This window comes from Pseudomonas sp. 13159349 (assembly GCF_013305685.1).
Lineage (GTDB): Bacteria > Pseudomonadota > Gammaproteobacteria > Pseudomonadales > Pseudomonadaceae > Aquipseudomonas > Aquipseudomonas asiatica.
In genome coordinates this window covers 5,019,269-5,037,798 of the sequence record NZ_CP045553.1, presented here as the reverse complement: position 1 = coordinate 5,037,798, position 18,530 = coordinate 5,019,269, and the positions used below count along the sequence as shown (strand labels likewise).

Below are 18,530 nucleotides of genomic sequence, written 5' to 3'. Positions count from 1 at the left end.
ATGCGTTGTGCTCAGGGCCACAGACTGCTGTTAGAACGAATAGTTTTGTCGCATCCCGAGGCGTTCGAGGCACGTCCAGCTCGGCTATCATGGCGGTTTTTTTCCAGGAGACCCCAGCCATGGCCAAGGCCAAGCGCTTGTATGGCTGCACCGAGTGCGGTGCGACCTTCCCCAAATGGGCCGGCCAGTGTGGCGAATGCGGGGCCTGGAACACCCTGGTCGAGACCATGATCGAAAGCGGCGGTGCCGCTGCGCCCAGTACCGGCCGTGCCGGCTGGACCGGGCAGCAGGCGCAGATCAAGACCCTGGCCGAAGTCAGCGTCGAGGAGATCCCGCGCTTCACCACCAGCAGCACCGAACTGGACCGCGTGCTGGGCGGTGGCCTGGTGGATGGCTCGGTGGTGTTGATCGGTGGTGACCCCGGCATCGGCAAATCGACCATCCTGCTGCAGACCTTGTGCAACATTGCCGTGGGCATGCCGGCGCTGTATGTCACCGGCGAGGAGTCGCAGCAGCAGGTGGCCATGCGCTCCCGGCGCCTGGGCCTGCCCCAGGACCAGCTCAAGGTGATGACCGAAACCTGCATCGAGACCATCATCGCCACGGCTCGCGTCGAAAAACCGCGGGTCATGGTGATCGACTCGATCCAGACCATTTTCACCGAGCAGCTGCAATCGGCACCCGGCGGCGTGGCCCAGGTGCGCGAAAGCACGGCGTTGCTGGTGCGCTACGCAAAGCAGAGCGGTACGGCGATCTTCCTGGTCGGCCATGTGACCAAGGAAGGCTCGCTGGCCGGCCCGCGGGTACTCGAGCACATGGTCGACACCGTGCTGTATTTCGAGGGCGAGTCCGATGGCCGCCTGCGCCTGCTGCGGGCAGTCAAGAACCGCTTTGGCGCAGTCAACGAGCTGGGTGTGTTCGGCATGACCGACCGGGGCCTGAAGGAGGTGTCCAACCCCTCGGCGATCTTCCTCAACCGCACCCAGGAGGAAGTACCGGGCAGCGTGGTGATGGCCACCTGGGAAGGCACCCGGCCGATGCTGGTGGAGGTGCAGGCGCTGGTCGACGACAGCCACCTGGCCAACCCGCGCCGGGTGACCTTGGGCCTTGACCAGAATCGCCTGGCAATGTTGCTGGCGGTGCTGCACCGCCACGGCGGTATTCCCACCCATGACCAGGACGTGTTCCTCAACGTGGTGGGTGGGGTGAAGGTGCTGGAAACCGCTTCTGACCTGGCGTTGCTGGCGGCGGTGATGTCCAGCCTGCGCAACCGGCCCCTGGCCCATGGCCTGCTGGTGTTTGGCGAGATCGGCCTGTCTGGCGAGGTACGGCCGGTGCCCAGTGGTCAGGAGCGTTTGAAGGAGGCCGCCAAGCATGGTTTCAAGCGGGCCATCGTGCCCAAGGGCAATGCCCCGAAAGAGGCTCCGGCCGGGTTGCAGGTGATTGCCGTTACCCGGCTGGAGCAGGCTCTGGATGCGTTGTTCGAATAGTTTGTCGCCTGTACCGGCCTCTTCGCGGGCACGCCCGCTCCCACAGGATCACCTCAGTCTCCGAAACTTGTGCAGTCCCTGTGGGAGCGGGCGCGCCCGCGAAGAGGCCGGTACAGGTAAATGAAAAAGGGGCCGACGATGCGCATCGGCCCCCCACCTCACCGCTCAGTCAGCGGTCAATGCTCGGCAACCGCACTGCGCCTGACCGTTTCATTGCCATGCTCGTCCAGTTCCAGCATCGGCACCTCATTACCCTCGGCATCGAACAGCTTGCCATCCTTGAAGTAGTCGCCATCACGCAGCGCTGAAATGTCCGAGTACTGGATGGTGCGCTCGTACGCGGCGGCAAACACCGACTGCTGGTCCGAGTTGCCGGCGGTGAAGTGGTTGAAGATCAGGTTCAGCAGGATGGCCATGATCGCCGCCGAGCTGATGCCCGAGTGGAAGATGGTCTCGAACCAGTTCGGGAAGTGGTGGTAGAAGGTCGGTGCGGCAATCGGGATCATGCCGAAGCCCAGCGAGGCAGCGACGATGATCAGGTTGACGTTGTTCTTGTAGCTGACCTTGGACAAGGTGCGGATACCGCTGGCTGCCACGGTGCCGAACAGCACGATGCCCGCGCCACCCAGTACCGGAGTAGGGACTGCGGCAATCACCCGGCCCATGATCGGCAGCAGGCCGAGCACCACCAGGATCAAGCCACCGGTGGCCACCACGTAGCGGCTCTTGACCCCGGTCACGGCTACCAGGCCGACGTTCTGGGCGAACGCGCTCTGGGTGAACGAGCCGAAGATTGGCGCCAGGATGCTCGATGCCATGTCGGCGCGCAGGCCATTGCCCAGGCGTTTGGAGTCGACCTTGGTGTCGATGATCTCACCCACGGCGAGGATGTCGGCCGAGGTTTCCACCAAGGTCACCATGATCACGATGCACATCGACAGGATCGCGGCGATGTGGAATTCCGGCATGCCGAAATGGAACGGCGTGGGGAAGGCGAACATCGGGCCCTCTGTGACCTTGCTGAAGTCGGCCATGCCCAGCGCCCAGGCGATCAGGGTGCCGACCACCATGGCCAGCAGGATCGACAGGCGTGAAATCGCCGCGCTGCCCAGCTTGCTCAGCAGCAGCACGATGGCGAAGGTCAGGGCCGCCAGGCCGATGTTGGCCACGCTGCCGAATTCCGGCGAGGCGCTGTTGCCACCCATCACCCAGCGAGCGGCCACGGGCATCAGGGTCAGGCCGATGGTGGTGATGACGATGCCGGTCACCAGCGGCGGGAAGAACTTGGTGATGCGCGAGAACACCGGGGTGATCAGAAAGCCGATCAGCGATGCTGCCATGACCGCACCGAGCACGCCCGGCAGGCCACCGCCGCCCTCGCTGCTGAGGATTGCACCCATGGTTGCCACACCGGCGAACGAAACGCCCTGCACCAGCGGCAACTGGCAGCCGAAGAACGGCAGACCGAGGGTTTGCAGCAGGGTGGCCAGGCCACCGGCAAACAGCGAAGCGGCGATCAGCATGCCGATTTCGGCACCGTTCAGGCCCGCGGCCTGCCCCAGGATCAGGGGTACCGCGACGATCCCCCCGTACATGGTCAGCACATGCTGCAGACCATAGGCCAGGTTGGCACCAAGGCCGAGGTTTTCATCCTCGGGGCGCTTGGCGGGAGACGTGCTAGGGGACGTAGTCATGGAGCAGGCTCTCTGTTTATTGTTGTGGTGCTACTGTAGACACTTCCTACAAATGATTGCCACAAGAATTGTATACAATATTTTGATCGGAGCGCGCACAAGAGCGCCCGCAAGGTGTGCGAGAGCTCAATGCAGAAGGCGTACCAACTTGTCAGAGGCTGTACTAGAGGGGTGTGTACAAAGCGCTGCTACCCAGGCTTAAAGCTGTCTGGGTAGACAGGAAACAAAAGGTGGGGAAGCGATTAGCTAGCTAAGAGATTTCATTATTCGATCAGTTCGCGCAGCTCACGCATCATTTCGGTGCTGTCGGCCACGTTCAATTCCACAAGACGGTGCAGATGGCTCATCGAATCGAGGTCGATGTACAAGCAGATGAAACCCAGGCGGTCTGGTTCCTCATGGCGCAGTTCAACCTGCATCTGCACGCGTGCATCGGGGCCCAGGTGAATGATGGCATCGAAGTCCTGGGTCAGGTCGACATCCCAATTGGCCGGTCGTTCGATCAGCAAACCCTTGAGGGAAAGGTCCAGCAGCTTCGCAGGCCAGCGTCGCAGGCCCTGGCGCAGCTCGGTGGGGGCGTCGAAATCGATGCGCTGGAAACGGCGGCGTTCGTCGTGGTCGCTCATGGGTTAGATCCTCGCATAGGTCTTCAGGTGACATCCTGACTATAGTTAGAGTGGTATGTACATCAGGTACCGCAATCTGGCCGCAGAGGCTCTAGACCAAAGCAAGTGTGGCAATGCGCGATGACTCGCCCTAGACTCGATGGGCGGTCTTTTCCAATCCACCAGCTGGAAGCAAACCATGAACAACAATAATAGCCTGCTACGCCACATTCCGTGGCTGGCGCTGGCAGTCATAGGAGCCTGTGCGCTGGGTGTGGTTGCCCTGCGTCGCGGCGAGGCGATCAATGCCTTGTGGATCGTGGTCGCGGCAGTGGCCATCTACCTGGTCGCCTATCGTTACTACAGCCTGTTCATCGCCACCAAGGTGATGCAGCTCGACCCTCGCCGTGCCACCCCGGCGGTGCTCAACAACGACGGCCTGGACTACGTTCCGACCAACAAACACATCCTCTTCGGTCACCATTTCGCCGCCATCGCTGGCGCAGGCCCCTTGGTCGGCCCGGTACTCGCCGCGCAGATGGGCTACCTGCCCGGTACGCTGTGGCTGATCGCCGGCGTGGTGCTGGCTGGTGCGGTGCAGGACTTCATGGTCCTGTTCCTGTCCACCCGCCGCAACGGCCGCTCGCTGGGCGACATGGTGCGCGAGGAGATGGGCCGCATTCCAGGCACCATCGCGCTGTTCGGTTGCTTCCTGATCATGATCATCATCCTTGCGGTGCTGGCATTGATCGTGGTCAAGGCCCTGGCCGAAAGCCCTTGGGGCATGTTCACGGTGATGGCGACCATCCCGATCGCGATGTTCATGGGCATCTACATGCGCTACATCCGTCCGGGCCATATCGGTGAGATATCGGTCATCGGCGTGGTGCTGCTGCTGGCTTCGATCTGGCTGGGGGGCCAGATTGCCGCAGACCCGACCTGGGGCCCGGCGTTTACCTTTACCGGTGTGCAGATCACCTGGATGCTGGTGGGCTACGGTTTCGTCGCCGCGGTACTGCCTGTATGGCTGGTACTTGCGCCACGTGACTACCTTTCGACCTTCCTCAAGATCGGCACCATCGTCGGCCTGGCCATCGGTATCCTGATCATCGCGCCCGAGCTGAAGATGCCGGCGCTGACCCAGTTCACCGACGGCACTGGCCCGGTGTGGAAGGGCACCCTGTTCCCGTTCCTGTTCATCACCATCGCCTGTGGTGCGGTGTCCGGCTTCCACGCGCTGATCTCCTCGGGGACCACGCCGAAGCTGCTGGACAACGAAACCAACGCTCGCTACATCGGCTACGGCGGCATGCTGATGGAATCGTTCGTTGCCATCATGGCCATGGTCGCCGCCTCGGTGATCGAACCAGGCGTGTACTTCGCCATGAACAGCCCGGCCGCGGTGGTCGGTGCCGATGTGGCGTCGGTGGCGCAGACGGTCAGCAGCTGGGGCTTCCTGATCACCCCTGAGCAACTCGAGGCCACTGCCCGCGACATTGGCGAGCACACCGTGCTGGCTCGTGCCGGTGGTGCGCCGACCCTGGCTGTGGGTATCGCGCAGATCCTGCACCAGGTGCTGCCGGGTGAAAACACCATGGCCTTCTGGTACCACTTCGCGATCCTGTTCGAGGCGCTGTTCATCCTCACCGCAGTGGACGCCGGCACCCGTGCCGGGCGCTTCATGCTGCAGGACCTGCTGGGCAGCTTCGTGCCGGCGCTCAAGCGCACCGAATCGTGGACTGCCAACCTGATCGGTACTGCCGGCTGCGTGGCCCTGTGGGGCTACCTGCTGTACCAGGGCGTGATCGACCCGCTGGGTGGCATCAATACCCTGTGGCCGCTGTTCGGCATTTCCAACCAGATGCTGGCGGGTATCGCCCTGATGCTCGGCACCGTGGTGCTGATCAAGATGAAGCGTCAGCGCTACGTCTGGGTCACCCTGCTGCCGGCCGTGTGGCTGCTGATCTGCACCACCACTGCCGGCCTGATCAAGCTGTTCGATCCGAACCCGGCAGTGGGCTTCCTGGCCCTGGCCAAGAAGTACAGCGCCGCGCTGGACGCCGGCCAGGTACTGGCCCCGGCCAAGGACATCGGGCAGATGCAGCACGTGATCTTCAACGCCTACACCAATGCCGGCCTGACCGTGCTGTTCCTGGTGGTGGTGTTCAGCGTGCTGTTCTTCGCTGTAAAGGTCGGCTTCGCCGCCCTCGGCCGCAAAGAGCGCACCGACAAGGAAACCCCGTTCCAGGCCCTGCCTGACGCTTGAGAGGACTGCTGCGATGTTCAACGACCTGGGTCGACTGGGTAAATACCTGGGGCAGGCAGCCCGCCTGATGGTCGGCATGCCCGACTACGACAACTACGTCGAGCACATGCAGACCAAGCACCCGGACAAGCCGGTCATGACGTACGAGGAGTTCTTCCGCGAACGCCAGGAAGCGCGTTACGGCGGCAAGTCCGGGCCCAAGTGCTGCTAAGTCCAGGCTAGCGCGGTGCTATGTAGGAGCGGCCTTGTGTCGCGATCGGGCCGCAACGCGGCCCCGGCAATTTTGGCTGCGAAGCTGAAAATCCGGGGCCGCGTTGCGGCCCGATCGCGACACAAGGCCGCTCCTACATGGATCGCGCTCTCCCCGTCCATTTCACTGCACAGGAGATGTTCTGCGTGCAGACGCCTATCCCCGTAACCGTACTCACTGGCTTCCTCGGTGCCGGCAAGACCACCTTGCTCAAGCACATGCTCAAGGCCGAGCACGGCCTGAAGATCGCCGTGATCGAAAACGAATTCAGCGAGGCCGGCATCGACAGCCAGCTGCTGGGCGACGAGCCGGTGCAGGTGATGACCCTGGCCAATGGCTGCGTGTGCTGCAGCATCCACGGCGACCTGACCCGCGCCTTGTACCTGCTGCTCGAACGCCTGGATGCCGGCGAGATCGCCTTCGACCGCCTGGTAATCGAATGCACCGGCCTGGCCGACCCGGCGCCGGTGGCCCAAACCTTCTTCATCGACGAGGAACTGCGTGAGCGCTACATCCTCGATGGCATCATCACCCTGGTCGATGCCGCCCACGCCGAGCTGCACCTGACCCAGACCATCGCCCAGGCCCAGGTCGGCTTTGCCGATCGCCTGCTGCTGAGCAAGACCGACCTGGTCGAGCCCGCTGCGGTGGAGGCCCTGCGCGAGCGCCTGGCCCGCATCAATGGCCGGGCGGCGATCCGCGTGGTCGAGCATGGTCGCATCGACCTGGCCGAGCTGCTGGATGTGCGTGGTTTCAACCTCAACCCCGATCTGGGCGCGAACCTGAAGCCAGCGCTACGCCCGCTGCTCAAGCCCGCTACCCCGGACCGGATCTCCACCTTGGTGCTGCGCACGGAAAGCGCGCTGAACATCGACCGCCTCAGCGACTTCATGAACGAACTGCTGGAAACCCACGGCAAGCAGCTGCTGCGCTACAAGGGCGTGCTGAACATTGCCGGTGAAGCACGCAAGCTGGTGTTCCAGGGTGTGCTCAAGCTCTATGGCTTCGACTGGGACGCCGAGTGGGCCGAGGGTGAAACTCGCGAGAGCGTGATGGTGTTCATCGCTGACGAATTGCCCGAGGCTACGATTCGGGCTGGGTTCGAGGCGCTGGCTGCGGGCTGAGCTGACGCGGCGTCTGGGCCTGGAACCACTGCGGCCATGAGCTGCGGTGGCGTGTCTCGAGCTCGATGCACGGGATCAGGCGCTCGGTCAGCAGCGCCGTCTGCCGCACCGCCTTGGCGGTGCGGTACTTGACGCTGTGGATGCATTCGCGGTCGCCGAACTCGCAGCGGTTCAGCGCGGTGCCGCCGCAGGGGCCGTTGGCCAGGCCCTTGGGGCAGGTTTCCGGGCAGATGTACAGGGTGTCCTCCAGGCGGCAGCGGCCACAGGTGTCGCAGCCTACCAGCGGGTGCTTCACCGCGTGTTCCACCTTGTGCAGTACCTGTGCGCCAAGGCGGGTAGCCCACATCGGTTGGCGTACGGCCCAGCCAAATGCCTTGCTCAGGCTATTGCGGCGGCTGAACAGCAGCGAATGCATGCCGTGCATCAGGTGATAGCGCGCTTTCTCCTTGAACGAGGCATCGACCCGTGACTCGCCCTGGCGCCAGCTTGCCTGCGGCGGATGGAAGCTGACTGCCGGCAGGCCGGGCATCTGCCAGCTGGCCTGCCAGGCCGGCGCCCATTGTTCCAGTGTGTGGATTTGCGCCTGCCAGTGTTCGATGCGTGCCTCCAGGGCCAGCAGTTGCTTGAGTTCGTGAACCCCCGACAGATGCACGCCGGCGTAGCCCATCAGCTTCACGCCGATGATCTGCAAGGCCAGGCGGTCGACGCTGCGCGCCTGGGCAAAGGCCTTGGACTGCGCCGCTTCCGCTTCCAGCATGTCGCGCATGGACGGCGTGACGGTCACGCCAGCCACGTGCTCGAGCATCGTCGCACGCCCGTGGGTGAGGCTCATCAGGCAGGCCAGCATCGGCCTGGGCATGGCCTGGCGGCTCATCCAGTGCATGGCTTCCTGGTGTTTGCCGGCATCGAAGCCCAGTTGCAGGGTGAAGAAGTCGGCGCCCGCCGCCAGTTTTTTCTCGGCCTTGAAGTATTGGGCGCCGCCTTCTTCCTCGCAGTACTTGAACGGGTTGAGCGCCGCGCCAAGCAGCCAGTGTGGGCAGGCCTGGCGGGCGATCTGCAGGGCTGCGACCGATTCCAGGTAGCGCACCGGGCGTTGGCCAGGCTGGTGGCCGGGCAGGCGGTCGCCGGTAAGCAGCAACAGTTGGTCGAGGCCGGCGGCATCCATGCGTTGCAGTTGGGCGAGCAGGTGGTGGCGTTCGCGGTCCTTGCCGGAGAAGTGCGGCAGGGCGGGTACCGGGTTGCTGAACGAGGCGAGGGCGTCCAGTGGCGACATGTCCAGCGGGCTGCCGACGCGGTCGCCGATTGCCACGGTCATCGGCCAGCCGCACAGGTGCGCACGGGCCAGGATCGCGTCCATGGCGGCAAAGCGTTCTGTGGAGGGCTTGGGGACGAACTCCATGACGCAGACGAAGGTGTTTTCGCGCAGCGCGGTTTTCAGCAGGCTCATGGGGCCGGGTACCTGGTTTGGTCAGGCTGGCATTGTGCGGCAGAAGGCGGGTGCGGTCATGTCCGGATGCGCAGGGTGGTGCTCTGAATGAGACATCCGGGTTTGCCTGTGCCGGCCCTTTCGCGGCTAAAGCCGCTCCCGCAGGGTGGCGCGGTACCTGTAGGAGCGGCTTTAGCCGCGAAAGGGCCAGTACAGGCAGTACAAATTCAAGAACATGAATAAGTCTTGAGTTCATCTCAAATTTAATGAGTTTGTCTCAAGATGAAAGTGCCCGGAAAATCCCCTCATTCATTTATGCATGCTGAGGGACAAGACATGGCACTGGCACACAACCTGGGCTTTCCACGTATCGGCCGCGACCGCGAGCTGAAAAAGGCCCAGGAAGCCTTCTGGAAGGGCGAACTCGACGAAGCCGGCCTGCGCGCCGTCGGCCGCGAGCTGCGTGCCCGCCACTGGCAGGTGCAGAAAGACGCCGGCATCGAACTGCTGCCGGTTGGCGACTTCGCCTGGTACGACCAGGTGCTCACCCACTCGCTGACCTTCGGCGTGATCCCGCAGCGCTTCCGCAGCCACGACGCTGCCAGGCCCACTCTCCAGACCCTGTTCGCCATGGCCCGTGGCGCCGTGGGTGACAATTGCTGCGGCGGCGCGCACGCCCAGGAAATGACCAAGTGGTTCGACACCAACTACCACTACCTGGTCCCCGAATTCACTGCCGACCAACAGTTTGCCCTGAGCTGGGAGCAACTGTTCGAAGAAGTGGCTGAAGCCCAGGCCCTGGGCCATGCGGTCAAACCGGTGGTAATCGGCCCGCTGACCTACCTGTGGCTGGGCAAGGCCAAAGGTGGCAATTTCGACAAGCTGGAGCTGCTCGACCGCCTGCTGCCGCTGTATGACCAGATCCTCAACCGCCTGGCTGCCCAGGGCGTGGAGTGGGTGCAGATCGATGAGCCGATCCTGGCCCTGGACCTGCCTCAGGACTGGAAGAATGCCTACGAGCGCGTCTACAACATCCTTCAGCGGGCGCCACTGAAGAAGCTGATCGCCACCTACTTCGGCGGCCTGGAAGACAACCTGGGCCTGGCCGCCAACCTTCCAGTCGATGGCCTGCACATCGACCTGGTGCGGGCGCCCGAGCAGTACCCGACCATCCTCGACCGCCTGCCGGCCTACAAGGTGCTGTCGCTGGGCCTGGTCAACGGCCGCAACGTCTGGCGCTGCGACCTGGAAAAGGCGCTGGAGGTACTGCGCCATGCCCATGAGCGCCTGGGTGAGCGGCTGTGGGTGGCGCCGTCCTGCTCGCTGCTGCACAGCCCGGTGGACCTGGACCGTGAAGACCAGCTCGATGCCGAACTGCACAGCTGGCTGGCCTTCGCCGTGCAGAAGTGCCAGGAAGTGGCGCTGCTGGCCAAGGCCATCAATGCCCCGCACGCCGCCGACGTGGCCGCCGCATTGGCCCAGAGCCAGGCCGTGCAGGCCAGCCGCGCCGCTTCGCCGCGTATTCACAAGCCTGGCGTGCAGGCCCGCCTGGCAGCCATCAAGCCCGCTGACAGCCAGCGAAAATCAGCCTTTGCCCAACGTATCGTCAAGCAACGTGCGGGGCTCGACCTGCCGGCGTTCCCGACCACCACCATCGGTTCGTTCCCGCAGACCTCGGCGATTCGTCTGGCACGCCAGGCCTACAGGCAGGGCAAGCTGACCGAGGCCGATTACGTCGAGGCCATGCACAGCGAGATCCGCCATGCGGTGAAAATCCAGGAGGACCTGGGCCTGGATGTGCTGGTGCACGGCGAGGCCGAGCGCAACGACATGGTCGAGTACTTCGCCGAGCAGATCGATGGCTATGTATTCACCCGCTTTGGTTGGGTGCAGAGCTATGGTTCGCGATGTGTGAAGCCTGCGGTGATCGTTGGCGACCTGAGCCGGCCGAAGGCCATGACCGTGGAGTGGATCACTTATGCCCAGGGCCTGACCAGCAAGGTGATGAAGGGCATGCTGACCGGCCCGGTGACCATGCTGATGTGGTCGTTCCCGCGTGAGGACGTGAGCCGCGAAGTGCAGGCGCGCCAGCTGGCGCTGGCGATCCGCGACGAAGTGGTCGACCTGGAAGCGGCGGGTATCAGGATCGTGCAGATCGACGAAGCGGCGTTCCGTGAAGGCTTGCCGCTACGCCACGGCGCCTGGGCCCATTATCTGGAGTGGGCCACCGAGGCCTTCCGCCTGTGTGCTTCGGGGGTGCGTGACGAAACCCAGATTCACACCCACATGTGCTACAGCGAGTTCAACGACGTGATTGAGTCGATCGCGGCGATGGATGCCGACGTCATCACCATCGAGACCTCGCGGTCCGACATGGAACTGCTGGCGGCTTTCGAACGGTTCGCCTACCCCAACGAGATCGGCCCGGGTGTGTATGACATTCACTCGCCACGGGTGCCGACCCGTGAGGAAATGGTCAAGCTGCTGCACAAGGCTGCCCAGCGTATCCCGGCCGAGCGCCTGTGGGTCAACCCGGATTGCGGGCTGAAGACCCGCGGCTGGCCGGAGACCGAGGCAGCGCTGGTGAACATGGTCGCAGCTGCCCGCGAGCTGCGTGCCACTGCCTGATTTTCTTGTTGCCTGTACCGGCCTCTTCGCGGGCTTGCCCGCTCCAACAGGGATATCACTGGATTCAGCTCAGTGGGGTCCCTGTGGGAGCGGGCAAGCCCGCGAAGAGGCCGAGCCTGCTTGAGTCAGTCCGAGATCACCGCTCGATTGCCAAGGCCACGCCTTGCCCGCCACCAATGCACAGGGTTGCCAGGCCTTTCCTGGCGTCCCGCTTGATCATCTCGTGCAGCAGGGTCACCAGCACCCGGCACCCGGACGCACCAATCGGGTGGCCAAGGGCAATCGCTCCGCCATTCACGTTGACCCGCGTGGCATCCCATTCCAGCGCCTTGCCCACGGCCAGCGCCTGCGCGGCAAAGGCTTCATTGGCTTCGATCAGGTCCAGCTCGGCCAGTTGCCAGCCGGCCTTGTCCAGGCAGCGCTGGGTGGCCGACACCGGGCCGATGCCCATGATCGCCGGATCTACACCGGCACTGGCGTAAGCCGCGATCCTGGCCAGCACCGGCAGGCCCAGGGCCTTTGCCTTGGCGGCGCTCATCAGCAGTACGGCGGCGGCACCGTCATTCAGGCTCGAGGCGTTGCCAGCGGTGACGCTGCCGTCCTTCTTGAACGCCGGGCGAAGTTTGCCCAGGGATTCAGCGGTGGTATCCGGGCGTGGCTGTTCGTCCCGCGCGAACACCTTGGGTTCTCCCTTCTTCTGCGGCAGCACGATCGGGGTGATTTCATCATCGAAGCGGCCGGCTTCCATCGCCGCCACCGCCTTGCGCTGCGACTCGGCGGCGAAGGCATCCTGCTGCTCACGGCTGAGGCCGTACTGGTCCACCAGGTTTTCGGCGGTGATACCCATGTGGTAGTCGTTGAAGGCATCCCACAGGCCGTCGCTGATCATGCTGTCGATCAGCTGGCCATGGCCCATGCGCTGGCCGGTGCGGGCCGCCGGCATCACATAAGGGGCAAGGCTCATGTTCTCCTGGCCACCGGCGATTACCACCTCGGCATCACCGCAGCGAATGGCCTGAGCGGCCAGGTGCAGTGCCTTCAGGCCCGAGCCGCAGACCTTGTTCAGGGTCATTGCCGGCACGCTGAAGGGCAGGCCGGCCTTGATCGCGGCCTGGCGTGCCGGGTTCTGCCCGGCGCCGGCGGTAAGCACCTGGCCGAGGATGACTTCATCGACCTGCGCCGGGGCCAACCCGGTCTGTTCCAGCAGGCGCTTGATCACGGCGGCACCGAGGTCTACTGCAGGCACAGTGGCCAAGGCGCCCTGGAAGCTGCCGATGGCGGTACGGGTTGCGGCGACGATGACCACGTCGTTCATGTTGTTGTTCTCCGTGCGATGGGCGTAATGCCTCAAGCATCGGTGGCTTTGGCTCATTTGTTAAGTTTGTTTTTCTTTGCGATTGATGTGTAAAGCAAATGAATGAGCGCGAAGCGACCTGCGGAACTATGCTCAGGGATGCGCTATTACACTCATCTGGATGGGAGCACATGCCCATGCGTACATTGATCGCCATGACCCTCCTGATCGGCAGCAGCGCTGCATTCGCCGCCACCGAATGCACCACCGCTGACAAAAGCACCTGGCAGGATCAGGAAAAATTCCAGGCGCAGCTCAAGGAGCAGGGCTACAAGATCAACAAGTTCAAGGTCACCAAGGGTAACTGCTACGAGATCTACGGTTTCGACAAGGATGGCAAGAAGGTCGAGATCTACCATGACCCAGTGACGGGCAAGGCAGTCAAGACCGAGTACCACGATTGAACAGCGACGGCACGGTACAGCTGTGGGACCCCCTGCTGCGGCTGTGCCACTGGTCGATCGCCGTGGTGTTCTTCGCCAACTACTTCTTCAACGAAGAGGGTGAAGGCTGGCACCAGTGGCTGGGCTACTACGCACTAGCCGTTGTGGTGGTGCGTGTGGTCTGGGGCTTTGTCGGGCCACGCAGCGCGCGCTGGGCCGATTTCTGGCCATCCCCGGCAAGCCTGGTCGGACATGCCCGTGCGCTGCTGCATGGGGGGCTTGACCATCATATGGGGCATTCGCCGATTGGCGCCCTGGTGATGGTGCTGATGCTGACTTGTATCGCCGGCCTGGGCCTTACCGGGTGGGCGTCGCAGGAGGTGGACGCACTGTTTGGTGTCGACTGGCCGATGGACCTGCACAGCTGGCTGGCCAACGCGCTGCTGGTGCTGGTTTGCGTGCATGTGCTGGCGGCAATCTACGAGAGCGTGCGCATGCGGGAAAACCTGCCGTGGTCGATGATCACGGGGCGCCGTCGGCACCGCGATTGACGTTGGCAGCCACTTCCCGGCTGAACCTGCTCCCACAGCTACTGCGCAGCCCTCAAGATCTGCGCGGTCTCTGTGGGCAGGTTTACCCGCGAGGAGGCCGGCACAGGCAAACCTTGGTTTTGAATCCCTTTGATCACCCCGTAATATGTGTCGGATAACCTGCGGGGGTAGTCTCACCCTCTGATCAACCGGAATCGCCCATGGCGGCGCTTCCCCCGGCATAAACCTGACGAGGTACAGACATTGGCCATCATTCATCCTAAGGTCCGCGGTTTCATCTGCACCACGACTCACCCGAAGGGCTGCGAGCTCAACGTCCGTGACCAGATCGAAGCCACCCGCAAGCTGGGCGTGCGCGAGGATGGCCCGAAGAAGGTTCTGGTCATCGGTGCTTCCAGCGGCTACGGCCTGGCAGCTCGCATCACCGCGGCGTTCGGCTTCAAGGCCGACACCTTGGGCGTGTTCTTCGAAAAACCAGGCACCGAGACCAAGGCCGGCACCGCTGGCTGGTACAACGCTGCAGCCTTCGACAAGTTCGCCAAGGCCGAGGGCCTGTACAGCAAGTCGATCAATGGTGACGCCTTCTCCGACGAAGCCCGTGCCAAGGTCATCGAGCTGATCAAGAACGAAATGGGCGGCAAGGTCGACCTGGTCATCTACTCTCTGGCCTCGCCAGTGCGCAAGCTGCCGCAGACCGGTGAACTGGTGCGTTCGGCCCTGAAGCCGATCGGCCAGCCGTACAAGTCGACCGCCATCGACACCAACAAGGACACCATCATCGAGGCCAGCATCGAGCCGGCTACCGAGCAGGAAATCGCCGACACCGTCACCGTCATGGGTGGCCAGGACTGGCAGTTGTGGATCGACGCCCTGGCTGGCGCCAACGTGCTGGCCGAAGGCGCCCGCACCGTGGCCTTCAGCTACATCGGCAGCGACATCACCTGGCCGATCTACTGGCACGGTGCGCTGGGCCAGGCCAAGCAGGACCTGGACGAAACCGCCCTGCGCCTGGACAAGAAGCTGGCCGGTGAAGTCAAGGGCGGCGCCAACGTGGCGGTGCTGAAGTCGGTGGTTACCCAGGCCAGCTCGGCCATCCCGGTGATGCCGCTGTACCTGTCGATGGTGTTCAAGATCATGCAGGAGAAGGGTGTTCACGAAGGCACCCAGGACCAGCTGGACCGCATGTACCGCGACCGCATGTACCGTGCCGACGGCGCGCCGGCCGAAGTCGACGAGAAGGGCCGCCTGCGCCTGGACGACTGGGAACTGCGTGATGACGTGCAGGACGCTTGCAAGGCGCTGTGGCCACAGGTGACCACCGAGAACCTGTTCGAGCTGACCGACTATGCCGGTTACAAGAAGCAGTTCCTCAACCTGTTCGGCTTCGAGCGCGCTGACGTCAACTACGACGAAGACGTGGCTACCGATGTGAAGTTCGACTGCATCGAGCTGTAATCGCTGCCGGCCTGTATCGGCCCTTTCGCGGGTAAACCCGCTCCCACAGGGATCCCTTTTAACTTGAGGGAGATGGAGTACCTGTAGGAGCGGGTTTACCCGCGAAGAGGCCGGTACAGGCTATAAAATCTTTGCTAGCTTTGGCGCACAACAACAGGGAATGTGCCATGAGCAGCCTCACCCAACCCGCCACTGCCTTTCGCCACACCGCAGCCGACGGCTACAGCCTCGGCGGTTTCCGCTGGCGCCACGCCCGACCTGACCCCCAGCGCCCGCTGGTGATCATCAACGCTGCCACTTCGGTACGCTGCCACTACTACTCGCGTTTCGCCGACTACCTGTTCGCCCAAGGTTGCGATGTGCTGACATACGACTACCGTGGCATTGGCGAATCCCGCCCGGCCTCGCTGCGTGGCTTCCAGGCATCCTGGAGCGACTGGGGCCGGCTGGATTTCGAAGCCATGCTGGTGAATGCCGCAGAACATTTCCCCGGCCAGCCGGTGGATGTGGTGGGGCACAGTTTTGGCGGCTGCGCAGTGGGGCTGGCACCGTCGGCGCACAAGGTACGCCGGGTGGTGATGGTTGGCGCGCAATTCGCCTACTGGCGCGATTATGCGGCTGACCAGCGTTGGCAGCTGTTCTGCAAGTGGCATGTGGTAATGCCGCTGCTCACCCGTGTGTTCGGTTATTTTCCCGGCAAGCGTCTGGGTTGGCTGGAGGATACGCCATCCGGCGTGGTGCACGATTGGACCACCCGTACCCCGCGCTATGAGCACCGACCCAGCGGGCGTGCACTGGAGGCACTACCGTTCGCCCAGGTGCGGGCGGCGACGCTGGCCATCAGCCTGACCGATGATCCCTTTGGTACCGTGGCGGCGACCGAGCGTTTGCTGGGTTATCTGCAGGGCGCCGAGCGCCAGCACCTGCGTATTGCGCCTGTGGATATCTCGGTCGATGAAATTGGCCATTTCGCGTTCTTCCATGACCGCTTTCGCGAAAGTTTGTGGCCGGTGGCCTTGCAGTGGTTGCAGCAGGGTGGCTTGGCGGGAGGGGTGCCGGGAACCATCATCAGCTGAGGTTGGTTTCGAGATTTTGGGGCCGCTCTGCGGCCCTATCGCGACACAAGGCCGCTCCTACAAGGGAACGCGGTCTTCTGTAGGAGCGGCCTTGTGTCGCGATGGGCTGCAAAGCAGCCCCGGCTATCTCAAGCCTTGCGCGCAAGCGGCAGCTCGGCGAACTTGACGCCCGCCAGCCCATGCTTGATCAGCGCACGGATATTGCCATGGTCGCTGCCCTCGGGCGTGGCCACCACGTCACGGTAGTGCTCGCCAAAGGCCAGCAGCGCTTCCTGGTCGCTCAGTCCTTCCAGCAGCGCCAGGCCCAGGGTCTTGCACGAACCTTCGTTCTGCCCGGCTGCATTCGCCACGCCGCCATTGTCGAAGGCCTGTGGCTGGTAGCTGTAGTTGTCGGCAATGAACGCCAGGGTGTCGGCAAACACGTGTTGGCCGCTGGCCAGGCTGGCGCGCAGGGTGTTCAGGTCAGTCACGAGGTTTTCCTTTTTCGAACGCCGCTTGTTGGTCGGCGCTGGCTTCTTTCTGGTATTGGGCTTTCCACTCGGCGTAAGGCATGCCGTACACCGCTTCGCGGGCGTCATCCAGGCTCAGGTCGAGCTGGCGCTCGTCAGCCGCGGCCTTGTACCACTTGGACAGGCAGTTGCGGCAGAAGCCGGACAGGTTCATCAGGTCGATGTTCTGCACGTCGGTGCGCTTCTGCAGGTGTTCGACCAGGCGCCGGAACGCGGCGGCCTCGAGTTCGAGCTGTTGCTGTGGGGTCATGGGCTTCTCTCAGGTCATGCGGTTCTTCAGGTGGCGGCCACCGTTGATGACCACCTGGCTGCCGGTGCTGTACTGGCTGGCGAGCAGGTACCTGACCGTCTCGATCAGCGGGCCGGCGCCGGGTTCGAACTCCAGCAGGGCCTTTTTCAGGGTCTGCTGGCGGTAGGTTTCGTCACCCCCTTCCTTGAGGATCAGCAGCCCGGGCAGGATACCGTTCACACGCACCTTGGGCGCATATTTTTCGGCGAAAGACAGCACCATGTTCTGCAACGCGGCCTTGGTCGCGGCGTAGCCGATGTGGCTTTTGCTGCCGCGCGAAGAGGTTTCGTCGCAAATGTGGATGATGTCGGCCTTTTCCACCTTGGCCAGCAGGTCGCCCAAGGCCAGGTTGAGGTGGTAGGGCGCTTCGACGTGAAGGCGGAACATGGTCTCGAGGTTGTCGAGGCCATCGTCGAGCCACAACGAGGCGTTGTGGATGATCGCGCGCAGGCCGTCGTAATGGTTGTGCAAGTAGTCGATCAGGGCCTGTCGATCGGCCAGCTGGCACAGGTCAGCCTGGAACTGCACGATGTTCGGGTGAGCCGCTTGTGGCTGGACGCTGCGGCTGGCACTGACCACCGTATGGCCGGCCTGCGCCAGTTCAAGGGCCAGGGCCAGCCCGACGCGCTGGCTGGCTCCGGTAACGAGAATGGGGCTGTTCATGTTCGGGGCGGTCAACTTGTCTGTCCTTTGGTTGCCGCCCAGCATACCCGAACTGTCTACCGCGTGTACGGCCTGGCCTCAGCGGCTGCGCAGGGCGCCGGCAGGGGCGGGGGACGCATGCAGCCAGCCGGCCAGCAGACGGGTGGACAGGGGGATGAACAGGTAGACCATCACCGGCGTCAGGCCCAGGGTGCTGAGCAATACCCGTGGTACCAGGTCCAGCGCAGCGAGCCAGTGGCCGAACACCAGGTTGAACACCAGCGAGACCGGGAAGAAGGCCAGCCAGATGGCCACAGCCTGCTTCCAGCGTGGTGGTTGTTGCACCATGTTGGTGCCAAACCAGTCGTCGATGCCGCTCACGCGCGCTTCCTTGGGGCGTTCGAAAAGGCCGTTGCCGCGTTGCAACCAGGCCCGACGCGAGGCGGAATGTTCCCAGGCATGCAGAGTCGGCTCGTCGCTGAAACGGAAGATGATCTGGAATTCGTCGCTGTCGCGGGGTGGCGCGAGGATGCCCGAGCCAAGGTAGCCGGGGAAGTCGGTGGCCAGCTGCTCGCCTTCATGCAGCCAGGCCAGCAGGTCCTGGTAGCGGCCATGGGCGGCGCGGCGCGACACCATCAAGGTGACGGGTGGGGTAGACATCGTGTATCTCCTGGCAACGGGGCTGGCGGGTAGCCGGCCCCTTTGGCTGAGTGGCCCGGGGTGGTGGGCGACACAGGCATGCATGCAAGAATCGGGCGCGGATTATCGCCCATCTGCGATCTTCGGCA

17 protein-coding genes are annotated in these 18,530 nt (G+C 63.6%); 9 read left to right on the top strand and 8 right to left on the bottom strand.

Features of this window, described 5'->3' with window-relative positions; genetic code table 11:
• The first annotated feature begins 119 nt into the window (after positions 1–119).
• A complete protein-coding gene (radA, locus tag GEV38_RS23230; RefSeq protein WP_015271795.1) occupies positions 120–1,490 on the top strand; it encodes a DNA repair protein RadA in 1,371 nt (456 codons plus the stop codon).
• A gap of 176 nt (positions 1,491–1,666) precedes the next feature.
• Here the strand turns inward: radA and GEV38_RS23225 are convergent, their stop codons facing one another.
• Both GEV38_RS23225 and GEV38_RS23220 read right to left on the bottom strand, forming a co-directional pair.
• Complete coding sequence (locus GEV38_RS23225; protein WP_013974213.1) at positions 1,667–3,184, bottom strand: nucleobase:cation symporter-2 family protein; 1,518 nt, start codon at positions 3,182–3,184, stop codon at positions 1,667–1,669.
• A 263-nt stretch (positions 3,185–3,447) separates the two neighbouring features.
• Positions 3,448–3,810, bottom strand: coding sequence for a PilZ domain-containing protein (locus GEV38_RS23220; protein ID WP_013974212.1), 363 nt, complete (start codon positions 3,808–3,810; stop codon positions 3,448–3,450).
• A gap of 178 nt (positions 3,811–3,988) precedes the next feature.
• Between GEV38_RS23220 and GEV38_RS23215 the strand changes: the two genes are divergently transcribed.
• The 3 genes from GEV38_RS23215 (at position 3,989) to yjiA (ending at position 7,429) form a co-directional block, all read left to right on the top strand.
• Positions 3,989–6,055 carry a carbon starvation CstA family protein gene (locus tag GEV38_RS23215; RefSeq protein WP_015271794.1) on the top strand — a complete coding sequence of 689 codons (2,067 nt, stop codon included), beginning with the start codon at positions 3,989–3,991 and terminating at the stop codon, positions 6,053–6,055.
• A 13-nt stretch (positions 6,056–6,068) separates the two neighbouring features.
• Entirely contained in the window at positions 6,069–6,266 is a 198-nt protein-coding gene (locus GEV38_RS23210; protein ID WP_013974210.1) for a YbdD/YjiX family protein, read from the top strand.
• A gap of 185 nt (positions 6,267–6,451) precedes the next feature.
• Positions 6,452–7,429, top strand: a complete 978-nt coding sequence (yjiA, locus tag GEV38_RS23205) for a GTPase (protein WP_054572765.1) — start codon at positions 6,452–6,454, stop codon at positions 7,427–7,429.
• On the opposite strand, the gene GEV38_RS23200 is transcribed toward yjiA, so the two are convergent.
• Positions 7,389–8,876: a methylenetetrahydrofolate reductase C-terminal domain-containing protein gene (locus GEV38_RS23200; RefSeq protein ID WP_054572759.1), complete on the bottom strand. Its 1,488-nt coding sequence runs from the start codon at positions 8,874–8,876 to the stop codon at positions 7,389–7,391. The two genes, yjiA and GEV38_RS23200, sit on opposite strands and share 41 nt — an antisense overlap.
• 315 nt (positions 8,877–9,191) lie before the next feature.
• On the opposite strand from GEV38_RS23200, the gene metE reads away from it, so the two are divergent.
• On the top strand, positions 9,192–11,483 hold the full coding sequence (metE, locus tag GEV38_RS23195; protein ID WP_015271791.1) for a 5-methyltetrahydropteroyltriglutamate--homocysteine S-methyltransferase: 2,292 nt from the start codon (positions 9,192–9,194) through the stop codon (positions 11,481–11,483).
• Between the two features lie 136 nt (positions 11,484–11,619).
• Here the strand turns inward: metE and GEV38_RS23190 are convergent, their stop codons facing one another.
• Positions 11,620–12,798, bottom strand: coding sequence for an acetyl-CoA C-acetyltransferase (locus tag GEV38_RS23190; RefSeq protein WP_054572760.1), 1,179 nt, complete (start codon positions 12,796–12,798; stop codon positions 11,620–11,622).
• A gap of 176 nt (positions 12,799–12,974) precedes the next feature.
• Between GEV38_RS23190 and GEV38_RS23185 the strand changes: the two genes are divergently transcribed.
• From GEV38_RS23185 to GEV38_RS23170, 4 genes are all read left to right on the top strand, one after another.
• Complete coding sequence (locus tag GEV38_RS23185; RefSeq protein ID WP_003260712.1) at positions 12,975–13,241, top strand: PepSY domain-containing protein; 267 nt, start codon at positions 12,975–12,977, stop codon at positions 13,239–13,241.
• A complete protein-coding gene (locus tag GEV38_RS23180) occupies positions 13,238–13,771 on the top strand; it encodes a cytochrome b/b6 domain-containing protein (protein WP_015271788.1) in 534 nt (177 codons plus the stop codon). The genes GEV38_RS23185 and GEV38_RS23180 overlap by 4 nt, the downstream gene beginning before the upstream one ends.
• A 243-nt stretch (positions 13,772–14,014) precedes the next feature.
• On the top strand, positions 14,015–15,226 hold the full coding sequence (gene fabV, locus GEV38_RS23175; RefSeq protein WP_015271787.1) for an enoyl-ACP reductase FabV: 1,212 nt from the start codon (positions 14,015–14,017) through the stop codon (positions 15,224–15,226).
• A gap of 167 nt (positions 15,227–15,393) precedes the next feature.
• The gene (locus tag GEV38_RS23170) at positions 15,394–16,302 is read left to right on the top strand and encodes an alpha/beta fold hydrolase (protein WP_015271786.1); all 909 of its coding nucleotides are present in this window, start codon (positions 15,394–15,396) and stop codon (positions 16,300–16,302) included.
• A gap of 128 nt (positions 16,303–16,430) precedes the next feature.
• Here GEV38_RS23170 and GEV38_RS23165 read toward each other — a convergent pair whose 3' ends face one another.
• The 4 genes from GEV38_RS23165 to GEV38_RS23150 are packed head-to-tail and all read right to left on the bottom strand — an operon-like array spanning position 16,431 to position 18,402.
• Positions 16,431–16,772, bottom strand: a complete 342-nt coding sequence (locus GEV38_RS23165; RefSeq protein ID WP_003260709.1) for a HopJ type III effector protein — start codon at positions 16,770–16,772, stop codon at positions 16,431–16,433.
• The gene (locus tag GEV38_RS23160; protein WP_003260708.1) at positions 16,765–17,061 is read right to left on the bottom strand and encodes a DUF1244 domain-containing protein; all 297 of its coding nucleotides are present in this window, start codon (positions 17,059–17,061) and stop codon (positions 16,765–16,767) included. The genes GEV38_RS23165 and GEV38_RS23160 overlap by 8 nt, the downstream gene beginning before the upstream one ends.
• A 9-nt stretch (positions 17,062–17,070) precedes the next feature.
• A complete protein-coding gene (folM, locus tag GEV38_RS23155; protein ID WP_054572761.1) occupies positions 17,071–17,808 on the bottom strand; it encodes a dihydromonapterin reductase in 738 nt (245 codons plus the stop codon).
• Positions 17,809–17,841: 33 nt separating this feature from the next.
• Positions 17,842–18,402: a hypothetical protein gene (locus GEV38_RS23150; RefSeq protein WP_054572762.1), complete on the bottom strand. Its 561-nt coding sequence runs from the start codon at positions 18,400–18,402 to the stop codon at positions 17,842–17,844.
• Positions 18,403–18,530: the final 128 nt, after the last annotated feature.